The sequence below is a fragment of the Aromatoleum aromaticum EbN1 genome, assembly GCF_000025965.1.
GTDB lineage: Bacteria > Pseudomonadota > Gammaproteobacteria > Burkholderiales > Rhodocyclaceae > Aromatoleum > Aromatoleum aromaticum.
In genome coordinates, this window is record NC_006513.1 from 474,992 (window position 1) to 491,342 (window position 16,351).

Consider the following 16,351-nt stretch of genomic DNA (forward strand, 5'->3'; position numbering starts at 1 on the left):
GGTCTTCCTCCGGCACGCAGCCCGGGGACACATCGATGGTGACGGCAACATTCCGATTCTACGAAGAGCTGAACGACTTCCTCGCCCCGGCGCGGCGCCGGCGCGAGTTCGACGCGCCCTGCGCACGGGCGGCAACGGTCAAGCACATGGTCGAAGCGCTCGGCGTGCCGCACACTGAGGTCGAACTGGTGCTCGTCAACGGCGAATCGGTCGATTTCGGCCGCCTGCTGCGCGACGGCGACCGCGTCGCGGTGTATCCGAAATTCGAATCGCTCGACATCACGCCGCTGCTGCGCGTGCGGAGCCACCCGCTGCGGGTGATGCGCTTCGTCGCCGACGCGCATCTCGGCGGACTCGCGCACCTGTTGCGGATGACCGGCTTCGACACGCTCTACGACAACCACTTCGACGACGGCGAGATCGAGATCATCGCCGGGCGTGACGCCCGTATCGTGCTGACGCGCGATCGCGAACTGCTCAAGCGCCGCACGCTGACGCACGGCTGCTACGTACGGGCGCTGAAGCCGGCGCAGCAGGTGCGCGAGATCTTCGACCGGCTCGACCTCGCCGGCAGCGCGAAGCCTTTCACGCTGTGCCTCGACTGCAACGCTCCGCTGCGGCCGATCGGCAAGGCGCAGGTCGAAGACCGCCTGCCGCCGGGAGTGCGCGCGAGCCACACGCGTTTCAGCACCTGCGACGTGTGCCGCCGCGTTTTCTGGGAAGGATCGCACTGGCGGCGAATGCGCGTCCTCGTCGATGAACTGCTCGCGGGCTCCCCGCCGCTCCCGCCGGAAACTCCCGCTGCGCCAGGCCCCGCTCGCTACCCGAAGTGAAAGCCATCCCGCTGCGGGATGCCTACTGCACCATCGGCAACCTGAACTCTTCGGCATGCAGTGCGACCTCCGGCGGGAACGGCTGCGAGCGGCGCGTCACCGGATTCAGGCACACCACGGTGCAGTCCGACGTCGAGCAGACTTCACCGGTTTCGGTATTGACGATTTCATGGCGGAAACGCACCACCTTTTCCCGCATTTCGAGCACCCCGCTGCGCACGAATACCGTGTCGCCCGGATACAGTTCCTTCTGGTAGCTGATGTTCTGCTGCACCATCGCCAGATTCACCGCGCCGCTGCGCAGCAGCGACGCGGACAGCCCGAGCATCGCGTAGAACTGCCAGCTCGCCGCGTCGTGGAACTCCATGTAGGCGCGGATGTTGATATGCCCCATGTGATCGCGTTGCCATTCATGCACCGTGCCGCGCGCCGTTTCGACCATCGTCATTGCCGTCTCCTCCAGCCGTCACCACTGTCATCGAGTCGCCACGATAGGGCGTTCGGGCGGGTGTCGGCAATACCGGGCAATCGCAGCGCTGTCGCGGTGTGATCAGTCGCACGGACGTGGAGGCCGCCCGCACGCGGCCGGTCACGTGCCGTTCGCCGCCATCTGGGCACGGACGCCGCACGGTGCCGCTAGAATGTGGTGGTCATCTCGGTCGGAACTCCACCTTGAGCACTGCCCTGTACCGCTGGTTCGACCGCAACATCCTGGAACTCGGCCGCGAGATGCGGCTGTCGTACCTGCCGCCGCTGATGGTGTATGTCGCGGCCGGCGTGTCGGGCCTGACCGGGATCGTCGGCACGTTTTTCGTCAAGGACTATCTCGGCCTGTCGGCGGCTTTTCTCGCCGCGCTCGGCTTCTGGGCCGGCATTCCGTGGGCGCTGAAGATGCCGATCGGCCATCTCGTCGACCTGATGTGGCGGCACAAGGCCGGGCTCGTCTATCTCGGCGCAGCCCTCATTGCGACGAGCCTCGCGATCATGATCGGGCTGATCTCCCGGCCGGACGAGATGCGCACCGTGATGAGCGCCGAAGCGTGGTTTGTGCTGTCTGCGCTGCTCGCGCCACTCGGCTACGTGATGCAGGACGCGGTCGCCGACGCGATGACGGTCGAGGCGGTGCCGCGGCTCGACGCCGACGGCGCTCCCTACCCGGCCGAGACGGTAAGGCTGATGCACACGACGATGCAGATGCTCGGGCGCGTCGCGATCATCGGCGGCACGGTGCTGGTGTCGCTCGCGAACGTCGCGATGTTCCAGGGCGCCGAAACCCTGCCCGAGTCCGCGAAAGTCGCGATCTACGTGCGCATCTACGAGCTCGCACTGGTGATCCCGCTGCTGTCGATCAGCGGCGTGCTGCTCGCCGGGGTGCTCAAGCGGCGCGAGGCGCGGCGACTCGAGGCGCTCGGCCACAGCCACGCGGAAGTCGATCGCCTGGTGCACGAGCCGCAGGAAAAAACCGCGCCGAACTGGTGGATCCTCGGCGGCAGCGCGGTGTTCGTCGCGCTGACCCTCGGCGTCGGGCTGTCCGGCATGGCGTATGGCCAGGAGCTGATCTTCGCATCGTCGTTCGCGATCATCGGCGTGATGATCGCGAAGCTGCTGCGCGAACTCGCGCCGGAGGCGGCGCGCACGCTGCTCGGCACCGTCATCGTGATCTTCGTCTTTCGCGCGATGCCGACCCCGGGGGCCGGCGCGAGTTGGTGGATGATCGATGTGCTCGGCTTCGACCAGAGCTTCCTGTCGCGGCTCGATCTGATCACGAGCACGCTGACGCTCGCCGGCCTGTTCCTGTTCCGCCGCTTCATGGCGGAAAAGTCGATCGCGCAGATCGTCATCGTGCTGACGCTTGCCGCGACGCTGCTGTCCGGACCGATCGTCGGCATGTTCTACGGCCTGCACGAATGGACTGGGCGACTCACGGGGGGATTCATCGACGCGCGCTTCATCGCGATCGCGAACACCGCGCTCGAGTCGCCGCTTGGGCAGGTATCGATGGTGCCGATGCTGGCGTGGATCGCGAATTCCGCTCCCTCTCACCTGAAGGCGACGTTCTTCGCCGTGATGGCGTCGTTCACGAACCTCGCGTTGTCGGCGGCGCAGCTCGGCACGAAATACCTGAACGAGATTTTCACGGTCAGCCGCGAAGTGCGCGACCCGGCCAGTGGCACCGTGACGATCCCGGCCGACTATTCCGAACTCGGCGTGCTGCTGATCACCGTCACGCTGCTGGGATTGTCGCTGCCGCTGCTGGCGATCGCGGTGACGCGGCTGTTCGGGCTGCGCAGCGCCTGAACCGGCCTGTCCGACCTGCGGGCGTTGCACGCGCGGCGCGACAGGCGGAAACTCTGGTCAAACGACAACGGGAGGACAGCGCCATGACACCGACCTCGGTACACGACATCCGCAACGTCGCCCTGCTCGGCCATTCCGGCGGCGGCAAGACCACTCTGCTCGAAGCGCTGCTCGTCGCGTCGGGGACGATCGGTGCGGCCGGCAGCATCGAGCGCGGCGACACGGTCAGCGACTTCGACGCGCAGGAAAAGGCGATGGGCCATTCTCTTGCAACGTCGATCGCGCACTTCGAATGGGCCGGGCACTGGGTCAATATGCTCGACACTCCGGGCCTGCCGGACCTCGCCGGCCGGGCGCTGTCGGCGCTGCCCGCGGTCGAGACGGCGGCGGTCGTCGTCAGCGCGCAGGCGGGCATCGAAAGCGGCACGCGCCGGATGATGGACGCCGCGGCCGACAAGTGCCGCCTGATCGTCGTGTCGAAAATCGACGCCGCGAGCACTGCCGACCTCACGACACTGATGGAGAAGCTGACGGCGACCTTCGGCCGCGAATGCCTGCCGGTCAACCTGCCGGCTGCCGATCGCGCGCGTGTCATCGACTGCTTTTTCTCGCCCGACCACGGTACCGAAACCGCATTTTCGTCGGTCACCGCGGGGCATGAAGCGATCATCGACCAGGTCGTCGAACTCGACGAAGCGTTGATGGCAAGCTATCTCGAACAGGGCGAGTCGCTCGACCCCGAGCAGCTTCACGCGCCGTTCGAACAGGCATTGCGCGAAGGCCACCTGATTCCCGTGTGCTTCGTTTCGTCGCGCACCGGCGCCGGGGTGAACGAGCTGCTCGACATTCTCGGCCGTCTGATGCCGGACCCGACGGAAGGCAATCCGCCGCGCTTCGTCAAAGGAGAAGGCAGCCAGGCGCAGCCGGTCGAAGTCGCGCCGGATCCCACTCGTCACGTCATCGCACATGTATTTCAGGTCGCAAACGATCCGTACCGCGGCAAGCTCGGGCTGTTCCGCATCCATCAAGGCACGCTCGGCCCGAACAGCCAGCTCTATATCGGCGACAGCCGCAAGAGCTTCAAGGTGGCCCACCTGCTGCGCCTGCAGGGCAAGAACCAGGTCGAGACGCCGGTCGGCGTACCGGGCGATATCTGCGCCGTCGCGCGCGTCGACGACATCCATCCGGATGCCGTGCTGCACGACTCCCACGACGAGGACACCTACCACCTCGCTGCGACGCGCTATCCGCAACCGGTGTTCGGTCTCGCGCTGATCACCAGGAAACATGGCGACGAACAGAAGCTGGCCGAAGCGCTGACGCGGCTCGTCGACGAGGATCCGTGCCTGGAAGTGGGGTTCGATCCCCAGGCGCGCCAGACGGTGATCCGGGGTCTCGGAGAACTGCATCTCAAGATCGTGCTGGAGCAGTTGCGCACGCGCTGGAACCTGCAGCTCGACACCGCGACCCCGACGGTACCGTATCGCGAAACCATCGCCGCCACTGCCGAGGCACGCTACCGCCACAAGAAGCAGAGCGGCGGTGCCGGCCAGTTCGGCGAAGTCGCGCTGCGCGTCGAGGCTCTTCCGCGCGGTTCCGGCATCGAACTCGGCAACGAGGTCAAAGGAGGCGCGATCCCGACGAACTTCCTGCCAGCCGTCGAGAAAGGCGTGCGCCAGGCGCTCGCCGAAGGGGCATCCTCCGGCTTCCCGGTGCAGGACGTGCGCGTCGTGCTGACCGACGGCAAGCATCATGCAGTGGATTCGAACGAAATCTCGTTCGTCACGGCCGGGCGTCACGCGACGCTCGAAGCCCTGCTCGCCGCGCGGCCGATCGTGCTCGAACCTCTGGTGACGGTCACGGTGAAAGTCGAAGACAGTCATTTTGGCGACATCACCGCCGAGTTCGCCGCGCGCCGGGGCCGGCTCACGGCCACCGAAAGCCCGGCGAGCGGTTGGACAGTGCTGACTGCGACCGTGCCGATGGCCGAGATGGAAGGCTTCGAGGCGCGACTGAAAGCGATCTGCGCCGGCGAGAGCGAATTCGTGCTCGTCGCGAGCGGCCACGAGCCTGCGCCGCAGGAGGTGCAGCAGCGGCTCACCAAGCTCCATGCCGAGCGCAGTTCCGGCCAATAGCGCAGACCGGCTCCCGCACCGGGAGAACCGCGCGCATGCGGCCGGGGAGCAGCAGCGCCCCGGCCGCATGCGCTCTCTGTTGCGCTCACCCGGACCCTCGGCTGGAACAATGAAACTGACCGAACAACAGCGGACCTACTGGCGCCGCACCTTGCAGCTCACGGTAGCGCTGCTATCCGTCTGGTTCCTCGTCACGTTCGGGGCCGGTTACTTCGCCGACGAACTCAACCGGTACTCCTTCCTGGGCTTCCCGCTCGGCTTCTACATCTTTGCCCAGGGATCGCTGCTGACCTACCTGGTCATCATCGCGATCTACGTCCATGTGATGAACCGCCTCGACCGCTGCCACGGGGTCGGCGAACGCCGGTAGGGGAACATCCGGGGCGACGGCGCGAACATCCGTCGTAAACGCAAAAACCCCCTTTCGGGGGCTGCGAGGTGTTTTGACGGACGCGAGTTACATCCGCGCGATCATCGCATCACCGAACGCCGAGCAGGACACTTCCTGGGCGCCTTCCATCAGGCGCGCGAAGTCGTAGGTCACGACCTTGTCGCCGATGGCGGCTTCCATGCCCTTGATGACGAGATCAGCCGCTTCCGTCCACTTCATGAAACGCAGCATCATCTCGGCGGACAGGATCAGCGAACCGGGATTGACCTTGTCGAGGCCGGCGTATTTCGGCGCCGTGCCGTGCGTCGCCTCGAAGCAGGCGTACTGGTCGGAAATGTTCGCGCCCGGGGCGATGCCGATGCCGCCGACCTGGGCAGCCAGCGCGTCGGAGATGTAGTCGCCGTTCAGGTTGGTCGTCGCGATCACGTCGTACTCGGCCGGACGCAGCAGGATCTGCTGCAGGAAGGCGTCGGCGATCGAGTCCTTGACGACGATTTCGCGACCGGTGTTCGGGTTCTTGAACTTGCACCACGGGCCGCCGTCGATCGGCTGCGCGCCGAATTCCTTCTGCGCCAGCTCGTAGGCCACGTCGCGGAACAGGCCTTCGGTGAACTTCATGATGTTGCCCTTGTGCACGATCGTCAGCGACTTGCGGTCGTTGTCGATCACGTACTTGAGCGCGGCGCGCACCAGCCGCTGCGTGCCTTCGACCGAAACCGGCTTGATGCCGATCCCGGACGTTGCCGGAAAGCGGATCTTCCTGACGCCCATTTCGTTCTGCAGGAACGCGATGACCTTCCTGGCCTGCTCGGAGTCTGCCTGCCATTCGATGCCGGCGTAGATATCCTCCGTGTTCTCGCGGAAGATCACCATGTTGGTCAGTTCCGGGTTCTTCAGCGGCGAAGGCACGCCCTTGAAGTACTGGATCGGGCGCACGCACTGGTAGAGGTCGAGCTCCTGGCGCAGCGCGACGTTCAGCGAGCGGATGCCGCCGCCGACCGGAGTCGTCATCGGACCCTTGATCGACACCGAGTATTCCTTGAGCGCGTCCAGGGTTTCCTTCGACAACCACTCGTCCGGGCCGTAGACCTGAGTCGACTTCTCACCGGCATAGACTTCCATCCAGTGGATTTTTCTCTTGCCGCCATAGGCTTTCGCGACTGCTGCGTCGATGACCTTGATCATCACCGGGGTGATGTCTACACCAATGCCATCGCCTTCGATGAACGGGATGATCGGATTGTCGGGGATGGGCTGGCCAGGAATGATTTTCTGACCGCCGGTCGGGACCGTGATGTGAGATGTGCTCATGCCTACTCCCTCTATGTGGACTCGATTCGATTGACTCAGCTTTGCACTGAAAACCTTCGACTGGCAGCTTGGGGATCACCTCGCAGGCGGGCGCTCCCGGGAACGACGTATGCGAATGATGCGCCTCCCCCACTCCGGATATCAATTCACTGATTATGGCGCAAAATCCCGGCACCTTCCTTCCGGCGCCAGGATTTCCGCCTGCGCGCACCTCTTCCACGGCGCGCGCTTGGTCACGCTCAGGCGGAGGCTTCCGCCAGAATCGCATTGAACGTGGCGCTCGGGCGCATCACCGCGCGGGTCTTCGCCGGATCGGGCAGGTAGTAACCGCCGATATCGGCCGGACGTCCCTGGGGTGCATGCAGTTCGTCCACGATCTTCTGCTCGTTTTCGGCCAGCGCCTTCGCCATCGGCGCGAAACGGGACTTCAGCTCCGCATCGTCGTCCTGCGCGGCCAGCGCCTGTGCCCAGTACAGTGCAAGGTAGAAGTGGCTGCCACGGTTGTCCAGCTCACCGGTCTTGCGCGACGGCGACTTGTCGTTGTCGAGCAGTTTTCCGGTCGCCTCGTCGAGGGTCCTGGCGAGCAGCTTGGCCTTGTCGTTGCCGGTCTTGATGCCCATGTCCTCGAGCGACGCCGTCAGCGCGAGAAACTCCCCGAGCGAATCCCAGCGCAGGTGGTTCTCCTCGACAAGCTGCTGCACGTGCTTCGGCGCCGAGCCGCCCGCTCCGGTTTCGTACATCCCGCCACCGGCCATCAGCGGCACGATCGACAGCATCTTCGCGCTGGTGCCCAGTTCCATGATCGGGAACAGGTCGGTCAGGTAGTCGCGCAGGATGTTGCCGGTCACCGAGATGGTGTCGAGGCCGCGGATGACGCGTTCGAGCGTGTAACGCATCGCCCGCACCTGCGACATGATCTGGATGTCGAGCCCGGTCGTGTCGTGATCCTTGAGATAGGTCTCGACCTTCTTGATCAGCTCCGCCTCGTGCGGACGATAAGGATCCAGCCAGAACAGGGTCGGCATGCCGGAGTTGCGGGCACGGTTGACGGCCAGCTTGACCCAGTCGCGGATCGCGGCGTCCTTGGCCTGGCACATGCGCCAGATGTCGCCTTCCTCGACGTTCTGCACGAGCAGCACTTCGCCGGTGGCAATATCGACGATACGCGCCTCGCCGGCCTCCGGAATCTCGAAAGTCTTGTCGTGCGAACCGTATTCCTCGGCCTGCTGAGCCATCAGGCCGACGTTCGGGACAGTCCCCATCGTCCTCGGATCGAAATTGCCGTTGGTCTTGCAGAAGTTGATCATCTCCTGGTAGATCCGGGCGAAGGTGCTCTCCGGCATGACGGCCTTGGTGTCCTTCGGCTTGCCGTCGGCACCCCACATCTTGCCGCCGATGCGGATCATCGCCGGCATCGAAGCGTCGACGATCACGTCGTTGGGGGCGTGCAGGTTGGTAATGCCCTTGGCCGAGTCGACCATCGCCAGTTCCGGGCGGTGCTCGTGGCAGGCGTGCAGGTCGCGCACGATCTCGTCACGCTTCGATTCCGGCAGCGGGGCGATTTTCTCGTAGAGATTCGACATGCCGTTGTTGACGTTGACGCCCAGCTCATCGAAGAGCTTGCCGTGCTTCTCGAAGGCCTCCTTGTAGAAGATCTTGACCGCGTGACCGAACACGATCGGATGCGAGACCTTCATCATCGTCGCCTTGACGTGCAGCGAAAACATCACGCCGGTCTTGCGTGCGTCTTCCATCTGCTCTTCGTAGAACGCGCACAGCGCGTTCTTGCTCATGAACATGCTGTCGATGATTTCGCCGTCGAGCAGCGCGACCTTCGGCTTGAGCACGATCGTCTTGCCGCTATTCGTGATCAGATCCATCTTCACGTCGCGCGCGCGATCCAGCGTCATCGACTTCTCGCCATGGTAGAAGTCGCCGCTCTTCATGTGTGCAACGTGGGTGCGCGACGCCATGCTCCACTCGCCCATCGAGTGCGGATGCTTGCGCGCATAGCGCTTGACTGCGGCCGGGGCGCGGCGGTCGGAGTTGCCTTCGCGCAGCACCGGATTGACCGCACTGCCGAGTGCCTTGCCATAGCGCTGCTTGATAATCTTTTCTTCGTCGGTTTTCGGCGTTTCCGGGTAGTTCGGAATCGCGTAACCCTTCTGCTGCAACTCGGCAATGGCAGTGGTGAGCTGCTGCACTGCGGCGCTGATGTTGGGAAGCTTGATGATGTTGGTGTCCGGATCCTGCGTCAGCCGGCCGAGTTCGGCGAGGTTGTCGGGCACCTTCTGCGCGTCGGTCAGGTAGTCCGAAAACTCGGCAAGGATACGAGCGGCCACCGAGATGTCGCTCTTCGCGATATTGATGCCCGCAGGCTGGGCAAACGTCTCGATGATCGGCAGCAGCGAGTAGGTCGCCAGCAGCGGCGCCTCATCTGTGAGCGTGTAGATGATGGTCGGACTCTTCGTTGTCATGCATTTCTCCCTCGTTATTTTGCCTGCGCGAAACCTGACGGACGCAGAAACAGGACGAGACACGGCCCTGAAGGCCTGATCGCATCCGCTCATTTCCTGACGGCGCATGATTATAGACCTGCGAGTGCAGCCGGTTGCCGCCAGGCGCACAATCTTACTCTTGTATAAGACACAAGATCTAACCCCCTACGCGGTTGACAATGATGCAATCCGCATCGGCGAGCCGTAAGACGGGGTCACCACGGGTTGAAGCGATTTGGGCCTATGCGGATAAACGGTTACAATGTTTGTCCAAATATATCTCACCACACCCCCGTGCCCGCCGGACAACGATTTACCGTTCCGGCAACCTCTCCTGTCTATCCGGCGGGGCACTGCCGGTTCTCCCGTCGTCGCGCCGCCTCTTGCGCGGCCCCGCGCCCGTTCTGCTCGAACCTGCGCTCGCGCCGCGGGGAAAGACCCTCCTCGCCCTCTCATCGCCGGCAACAAAAGTCGGCGCACAACCAGAAAATGGAGAACTTCCTATGCTTATTGCGACCGATCTCGACGGAACATTTCTCGCCGGCCACCCCGAAGCGCGTTTGCGCCTGTATCAGCTGATCAATGCACACCCTGAAATCAAGCTGGTCTTCGTCACCGGGCGCGGACTCGAGGTCGTGTTGCCACTGCTCTCCGACCCGTCGATCCCGACGCCCGACTACATCGTTTGCGACGTCGGCGCGACGGTCGTCGATGGCCGTACGCTGCAACCGGTGCAACCGCTGCAAGCCGGCATCGACGCGCTGTGGCCTGGCGAGCGTGTCGTCGCCGCGGCGATGGCATCGTTCGTCGGCATCGAGCGCCAGGAAGTGCCGCAGCAGCGCCGCTGCTCGTATTTCTGCGCGCCCGGCACCGTCGGCAGCGACCTTCGCGGGATCGCCGCCGAGCTCGGCTGCGACATGCTGTATTCGGCCGAACGCTATCTGGACATCCTGCCGCGCGGCGTCAACAAAGGCAGCACGCTCGATGCACTGGTGCGGCTGCTCGAGATCGACCGCGACGCGGTGCTGGTCGCCGGCGACACGCTCAATGATCTGTCGATGTACGAGCGGGGGTTCGTCGGCGTCTGCGTCGGCGAGTCGGAAGCGGCACTGCTCGACGCGACCCGCGAGCGCGCTCATGTGTTGCACGCGCGCCATCCGGGCTGCGGAGGCATCCTCGAGGCGATCGCCCACTTCGGTTTCCTCGGGCCGGCAGGCGTCGAGGCGGAGTTGCGCGAGACCGACACCCCGGGGCGCTCCGAACTCGTCATGGTCTATCACCGGCTGCCGTACGAGGAGGTATTCGAAAACGGGCGCATCACCCGCGCAGCCCCGAGCTCGCCGAACGGCATCATTCCGACGTTGCTGAGCTACTTCAGCGACGGGCGCCCCGGCGCATGGATCGCATGGTCGATGCATGACCCGAAAAAAGCGATCCCGTTCGAAGTCCATACGACCGTCGACCGCGAGCGCTACCCGCACCTGGTCGCTGCGCGCGTACCGCTGACGAAGGACGACATCGACATCTTCTACAAGCGCTTTTCGAAAGAAGCGTTCTGGCCGACGCTGCACACGTTCTGGGAGCGCGCGCAATTTCGCGAGGATGACTGGCACGTTTACCTGAAGGTCAACCGGCTCTTTGCCGAGCGCGCCGCAGCCGAAGCGGCCGAAGGCGCGGTCGTCTGGCTGCACGACTACAACTTGTGGATGGTGCCGGCGGTGCTGCGCGAGTTGCGTCCGGACGTCAAGATCGCGTTCTTCCACCACACCTATTTCCCGTCGGCGGACGTGTTCAACGTGCTGCCGTGGCGCCGCGAGATCATTGGCAGCCTACTGCAGTGTGACTACATCGGCTTCCATATCCCGCGCCAAGCCGAGAATTTCGTCGATGTCGCGCGCGGCGTCGCACCGCTGACCGTGCTCGAGCGCCGCAACTGCGCGCCGCGCTACCTCACTTACGGCTGCGCCGTCGGCCTCGATGAAGTCACGACCGCGATCGAGGTCCACGGCCGCCGCATCGGCCTCGGCGCCCACCCGGTCGGCCTCGACGTCGAGCGCGTGCGCAAGATCCTCGACCAGCCTTCGACGCGCAAGCGCATGGCCGAATTGCGCGCGGATCTCGTCGACACGCGCGTGATCCTGTCGGTCGAGCGCCTCGACTATACGAAAGGCACGCTCGAGAAGCTGCTCGCATTCGAGCGTCTGCTCGACGCGCATCCCGAGCTGCAGGGCAAAGTGTCGCTGATGGCGGTGTGCGTGCCGGCAGCGAAGGAAATGACGATCTACGACGCGTTGCAGACGCAGATCGAGCAGGCGGTCGGCCGCATCAACGGGCGCTTCTCCCGCGTTAGCTGGACGCCGGTGCAGTTCTTCTTCCGCGCGCTGCCATTCGAGGAAGTCGTCGCGTGGTATGCGATGGCCGACGTGATGTGGATCACGCCGCTGCGCGACGGCCTGAACCTCGTCGCGAAGGAGTACGTCGCGACGCAGGGCATGATCGAGGGGCGGGGCGTGCTCGTGCTGTCGGAGTTCGCCGGCGCGGCAGCCGAACTGCACGGCGCAGTGCTGACCAATCCGCACGATCTCGCGGACCTCGCGGCGCGCCTGTATCAGGCGATCGCGATGAACGACGCCGAGGCCGAAGCACGCCTGCGCGAGCTGTTCGCCATCGTCGAACACAACGACATCCACCGCTGGGGACGGAATTTCCTCGAAGCCGTTACCACGCCGGTCGGCGAAGACTCGCTCGCCGGCACGGGCTGCTGAACCGGCGCGTTGCGGGGGGGCTCCGGCCCTCCGCAGGTTTCGGGATAAAATGTGCGTCGTCATGCCGCTGCGCGCCAACGTCGCACCTCATCACCGAGACGAGGAATCCATGGACGCATCCGTCGGGGAAAACCCGGTCGCCCAATCGATCGCCCAGGCGATGATCGAAGGCTTCAACAAGCACTACCGGATCTTCCGCGAGACCTCCCGTCGGGCCAAGGAAAGTTTCGAGGCCGCCGAGTGGCAGGCGCAGATCGACGCGGTGCGCGAGCGGGTGCAGTTCTACGACGAGCGCGTCGACGAGGCAGTGCGGCGCCTGCACGAGGAGTTCGACGCCGATTCGCTCGACGACAGCACCTGGCAGCAGCTCAAACTCCAGTACATCGGCATCCTGATGCGGCACAAGCAGCCGGAGCTCGCCGAGACCTTCTTCAACTCGGTGTGCTGCAAGATCCTGCACCGCACGTATTTCAACAACGACTACCTGTTTGCGCGCCCCGCCGTCTCGACCGAGTACATCGAATCCTATCCGCCGGTCTACAGCAGCTATTACCCGCAGGACGAAGGCTTGCGCACCACGGTGCGGCGGATCATCGAGGATTTCGACTGGCAGCGCCCGTTCGCGAATCTCGATCGCGACATCGACAATATCCTGCGCGCCGTACACGAACACATCGGCGCCTGGCCCGACATGGAAGTCAACTGTCAGATCCAGGTGCTGTACTCGGCGTTCTACCGCAACAAGACCGCCTACATCATCGGCAAGGCGATCAACGGCTACCAGGAATATCCGTTCGCGCTGGCAGTACGGCACAACCCGGCCGGCCGGCTCGAGGCCGACACGATCCTGCTCGACCCGTGGCGCATTTCGGTGCTGTTCTCGCTGTCGCGTGCGTATTTTCTCGTCGATATGGAAGTGCCGTCCGGCTACGTTCACTTCCTGCGCTCGATCATGCCGAACAAGCACCGTTCCGAGCTCTACACGATGCTCGGGCTCGGCAAGCAGGGCAAGACGATGTTTTTCCGCGACCTCATCGCGCACCTGCGCCACTCGAACGACCAGTTCATCATCGCACCCGGCATCCGCGGCCTCGTGATGCTGGTGTTCACGCTGCCGTCCTACCCCTACGTGTTCAAGATCATCAAGGACGTGTTCGGCGCGTCGAAAAACATGGACCGCGCGACTGTCAAGCGCAAGTACCTGATGGTGAAGCAGGTCGACCGTGTCGGACGCCTCGCCGACACGCTGGAGTTCTCGTACGCCGCGCTGCCGCTGTCGCGCTTCCACCCCGAGCTGCTCGACGAGTTGCGCGCGCTGGCGCCGTCGTCGTTCGAGATCGAAGGCGATTCGGTGATCATCAAGCACCTTTACATCGAACGCCGCATGACGCCGCTGAACATCTACCTCGAGCACGCGGACGACGACCAGGTCGAATACGCGGTGCGCGAATACGGCAATGCGATCCGCGAGCTGGCGACGGCCAACATCTTCCCCGGCGACATGCTGTGGAAGAACTTCGGCGTGACGCGCTATGGCCGCGTGGTGTTCTACGACTACGACGAGATCGAGTTCATGACCGCGATGAACTTTCGCAGAATTCCCCCGGCACCGTATCCGGAGATGGAAATGGCCGCCGAGCCGTGGTATTCGGCGGGTCCGATGGACGTCTTTCCGGAAGAATTCGCGACGTTCCTGCTCGGCGCCCCGCGCGTGCGCAAGGCTTTCCTGAAGCACCACCGCGACCTGCTCGACGCCAAGTTCTGGCAGGACGTGCAGGCCTCGATCCGCAAGGGTTACCTCGAGGATTTCTTCCCGTATCCGACCGAACTGCGTTTCTGCAACATGTGGAGCAACGAGCGCGGACGCGCACACCAGGCGGCCTGACGGGCGGCCGCCTCACGCATCGTCCTGCCACCCGAGCTCCAGCACCCAGGGCGCCGGTCGCGCGTCCAGCGCAGCGCGGATGTAGGGAACGGTCGCGGCAGGAAGACCGTCACGCCCGAACCAGCCGAGTCCGTCGCACTTGTCCGGTTCGCGAATCTGCGGCTCGCCCGTGAAACGCTTCGCGCGAACAAAGAAATCGACACGATTTGTGTCGGAGCGGCGGTGCACGACGCCGACGTATTCGAGCGCATCCGCGTGCAAGCACAGCCCGGTTTCTTCGGACATTTCCCGCACGGCCGCTTCGAGCAGTGATTCACCAGGCTCCACATGGCCGCCGGGAAGGCTGTACAGCCCGTCGAAAAACCCAGTGCCCGCGCGTCTGAGCAGCAACACTTCGCCGTCCTGCTCGACGATGACGTGTACGCCGACCGGAATCCCGTGACGCATTCAGTGCTTGCCGGTGCTGCCGAACCCGGCTGCGCCGCGATCGCTTTGCGGGAATTCATCGACGATGTTGAAGCCGACCTGCAACACCGGCACGACCACGAGCTGCGCGATGCGCTCCATCGGCTGGACCGTGAAGGTCTCGCGCCCCCGATTCCAGGCCGACACGAAGATCTGCCCCTGGTAGTCCGAGTCGATCAGGCCGACGAGGTTGCCGAGCACGATGCCATGCTTGTGACCGAGGCCGGAGCGCGGCAGCACCATCGCCGCGAGGCCCGGATCGGCGAGGTGGATCGCGAGCCCGCTCGGAATCAGCGTGGTTTCGCCCGGATGCAGGGTCACCGGTGCGTTCAGGCACGCGCGCAGGTCGAGCCCGGCTGCACCCGGCGTCGCATACGCGGGCTCATGGGTGCGCAGGCGGTCGTCGAGAATCTTGACATCTATTCGGTGCATTTTCCCCTCGGAACTGGAATCGTCGCCCGCGTAGTCCACACGCCGCAGCAAACGGAAATGACTTTGTTGATTATCGCGCCGTTGCCCCGGATCACGACGCCGCGGCCGGTCGCGCTCATTTCGCCAGGCGGGTCGCCCGGATCGCCAGCAGACCGGCCAGATGCTCGACGATCTTCTGCGCGACGACGGTTTTCGCTGCGCGCGGCTGGGGATGGCGCCCCGCGTCGTCGTACAGGATCACCTGGTTGTCGTCACTGCCGAGCCCATCCTGCACGAGATTGCCGACCAGCATCGGCAGGCGCTTGGCGCGCCGCTTGCCTTCGGCGTATGCATCGAGCTCGCGGCTTTCGGCTGCGAAACCGACGCAGAACGGTGCGTCCGGTCGTGCCGCGACTTCGGCGAGGATGTCCGGGTTGGGAGTCAGCGTGAGAGTGAGCTCGGTGGACGACTTCTTCACCTTGTGCTCGGCGGCGGACAGCGGCCGATAATCCGCGACCGCGGCGACGCCGATGAAGACATCGGCATCCGGCAGCGCCGCCGCGACGGCATCGCGCATCTGCAGCGCGCTGCGCACGTCGACGCGATCGACACCGAGCGGCGCCGGGAGTCCGGTAGGCCCGCTGACGAGCACGACTTCGGCGCCGGCGCGTCGGCACGCCTGCGCGAGGGCGTAGCCCATCTTGCCGGAACTCGTGTTCGTGATGCCGCGCACCGGATCGATCGCCTCGAAAGTCGGCCCGGCAGTCATCACGACCTTGCGCCCGGCGAGCAGCTTCGGCTGGAAAAAGGCAATGAGGTGCTCGAGCAGGTCGTCAGGTTCGAGCATCCTCCCCATGCCGGTTTCGCCGCAGGCCTGGTCCCCGGCGGCCGGGCCGACCACCGTGGCGCCATCGGCGGCGAGCTGTGCGATGTTGCGTCGCGTCGCCGGGTGCTCCCACATCTGGCGGTTCATCGCCGGCGCGACGAGCAGCGGGCACTCGCGCGCGAGGCACAGCGTCGTCAGCAGGTCATCGGCGATGCCGTGGACGAGCTTCGCGATGACGTCGGCCGTCGCCGGCGCGATCAGGATCGCGTCGGCGCCGCGCGTCAGGTCGATATGCGCCATGTTGTTGTCGACGCGCGGATCCCAAAGATCCGACCACACCGGGTTGCCCGACAGCGCCTGGAAAGTCACCGGCGTGACGAAACGCGCGCCGCCGGCGGTCAGCACGACGTGCACGTCGGCACCCGCTTTTCCCAGCAGTCGCACGAGTTCCGCAGCCTTGTACGCCGCAATCCCGCCGGTGACGCCAAGCACGATCCGGCGCCCGCTCAATTCGCTCATGGCATATTCCGTAT

12 protein-coding genes are annotated in these 16,351 nt (G+C 64.7%); 6 read left to right on the top strand and 6 right to left on the bottom strand.

The features are described from left to right. Positions 1-35: 35 nt before the first annotated feature. Complete coding sequence (locus tag EBN1_RS02195; protein WP_011236285.1) at positions 36-833, top strand: Mut7-C RNAse domain-containing protein; 798 nt, start codon at positions 36-38, stop codon at positions 831-833. 22 nt (positions 834-855) lie between these two features. Here EBN1_RS02195 and EBN1_RS02200 read toward each other — a convergent pair whose 3' ends face one another. Next, complete coding sequence (locus tag EBN1_RS02200) at positions 856-1,281, bottom strand: acyl-CoA thioesterase (protein WP_011236286.1); 426 nt, start codon at positions 1,279-1,281, stop codon at positions 856-858. A 224-nt stretch (positions 1,282-1,505) separates the two neighbouring features. On the opposite strand from EBN1_RS02200, the gene EBN1_RS02205 reads away from it, so the two are divergent. The 3 genes from EBN1_RS02205 to EBN1_RS02215 all read left to right on the top strand — a co-directional run bounded on the left by EBN1_RS02205 (position 1,506) and on the right by EBN1_RS02215 (position 5,636). Continuing rightward, the gene (locus EBN1_RS02205) at positions 1,506-3,131 is read left to right on the top strand and encodes an MFS transporter (protein WP_011236287.1); all 1,626 of its coding nucleotides are present in this window, start codon (positions 1,506-1,508) and stop codon (positions 3,129-3,131) included. An 83-nt stretch (positions 3,132-3,214) separates the two neighbouring features. Next, a complete protein-coding gene (gene fusA / locus EBN1_RS02210; protein WP_011236288.1) occupies positions 3,215-5,266 on the top strand; it encodes an elongation factor G in 2,052 nt (683 codons plus the stop codon). A 109-nt stretch (positions 5,267-5,375) separates the two neighbouring features. Beyond that, positions 5,376-5,636: a DUF4212 domain-containing protein gene (locus tag EBN1_RS02215; protein ID WP_011236289.1), complete on the top strand. Its 261-nt coding sequence runs from the start codon at positions 5,376-5,378 to the stop codon at positions 5,634-5,636. Positions 5,637-5,723: 87 nt separating this feature from the next. Here the strand turns inward: EBN1_RS02215 and icd are convergent, their stop codons facing one another. Continuing rightward, positions 5,724-6,968 carry an NADP-dependent isocitrate dehydrogenase gene (gene icd / locus EBN1_RS02220; RefSeq protein ID WP_011236290.1) on the bottom strand — a complete coding sequence of 415 codons (1,245 nt, stop codon included), beginning with the start codon at positions 6,966-6,968 and terminating at the stop codon, positions 5,724-5,726. Between the two features lie 239 nt (positions 6,969-7,207). Continuing rightward, positions 7,208-9,445: an NADP-dependent isocitrate dehydrogenase gene (locus EBN1_RS02225; protein ID WP_011236291.1), complete on the bottom strand. Its 2,238-nt coding sequence runs from the start codon at positions 9,443-9,445 to the stop codon at positions 7,208-7,210. Between the two features lie 524 nt (positions 9,446-9,969). On the opposite strand from EBN1_RS02225, the gene ggpS reads away from it, so the two are divergent. Both ggpS and aceK read left to right on the top strand, forming a co-directional pair. Then, positions 9,970-12,231, top strand: coding sequence for a glucosylglycerol-phosphate synthase (ggpS, locus tag EBN1_RS02230; RefSeq protein ID WP_011236292.1), 2,262 nt, complete (start codon positions 9,970-9,972; stop codon positions 12,229-12,231). 109 nt (positions 12,232-12,340) lie between these two features. Further along, positions 12,341-14,116 carry a bifunctional isocitrate dehydrogenase kinase/phosphatase gene (gene aceK, locus EBN1_RS02235; protein WP_011236293.1) on the top strand — a complete coding sequence of 592 codons (1,776 nt, stop codon included), beginning with the start codon at positions 12,341-12,343 and terminating at the stop codon, positions 14,114-14,116. A 12-nt stretch (positions 14,117-14,128) separates the two neighbouring features. On the opposite strand, the gene EBN1_RS02240 is transcribed toward aceK, so the two are convergent. From EBN1_RS02240 to coaBC, 3 genes are all read right to left on the bottom strand, one after another. Continuing rightward, positions 14,129-14,563: an NUDIX hydrolase gene (locus tag EBN1_RS02240; protein ID WP_041645551.1), complete on the bottom strand. Its 435-nt coding sequence runs from the start codon at positions 14,561-14,563 to the stop codon at positions 14,129-14,131. Next, positions 14,564-15,013, bottom strand: coding sequence for a dUTP diphosphatase (gene dut / locus EBN1_RS02245; RefSeq protein ID WP_011236295.1), 450 nt, complete (start codon positions 15,011-15,013; stop codon positions 14,564-14,566). Between the two features lie 115 nt (positions 15,014-15,128). Continuing rightward, a complete protein-coding gene (coaBC, locus tag EBN1_RS02250) occupies positions 15,129-16,337 on the bottom strand; it encodes a bifunctional phosphopantothenoylcysteine decarboxylase/phosphopantothenate--cysteine ligase CoaBC (RefSeq protein WP_011236296.1) in 1,209 nt (402 codons plus the stop codon). Positions 16,338-16,351 lie beyond the last annotated feature (14 nt).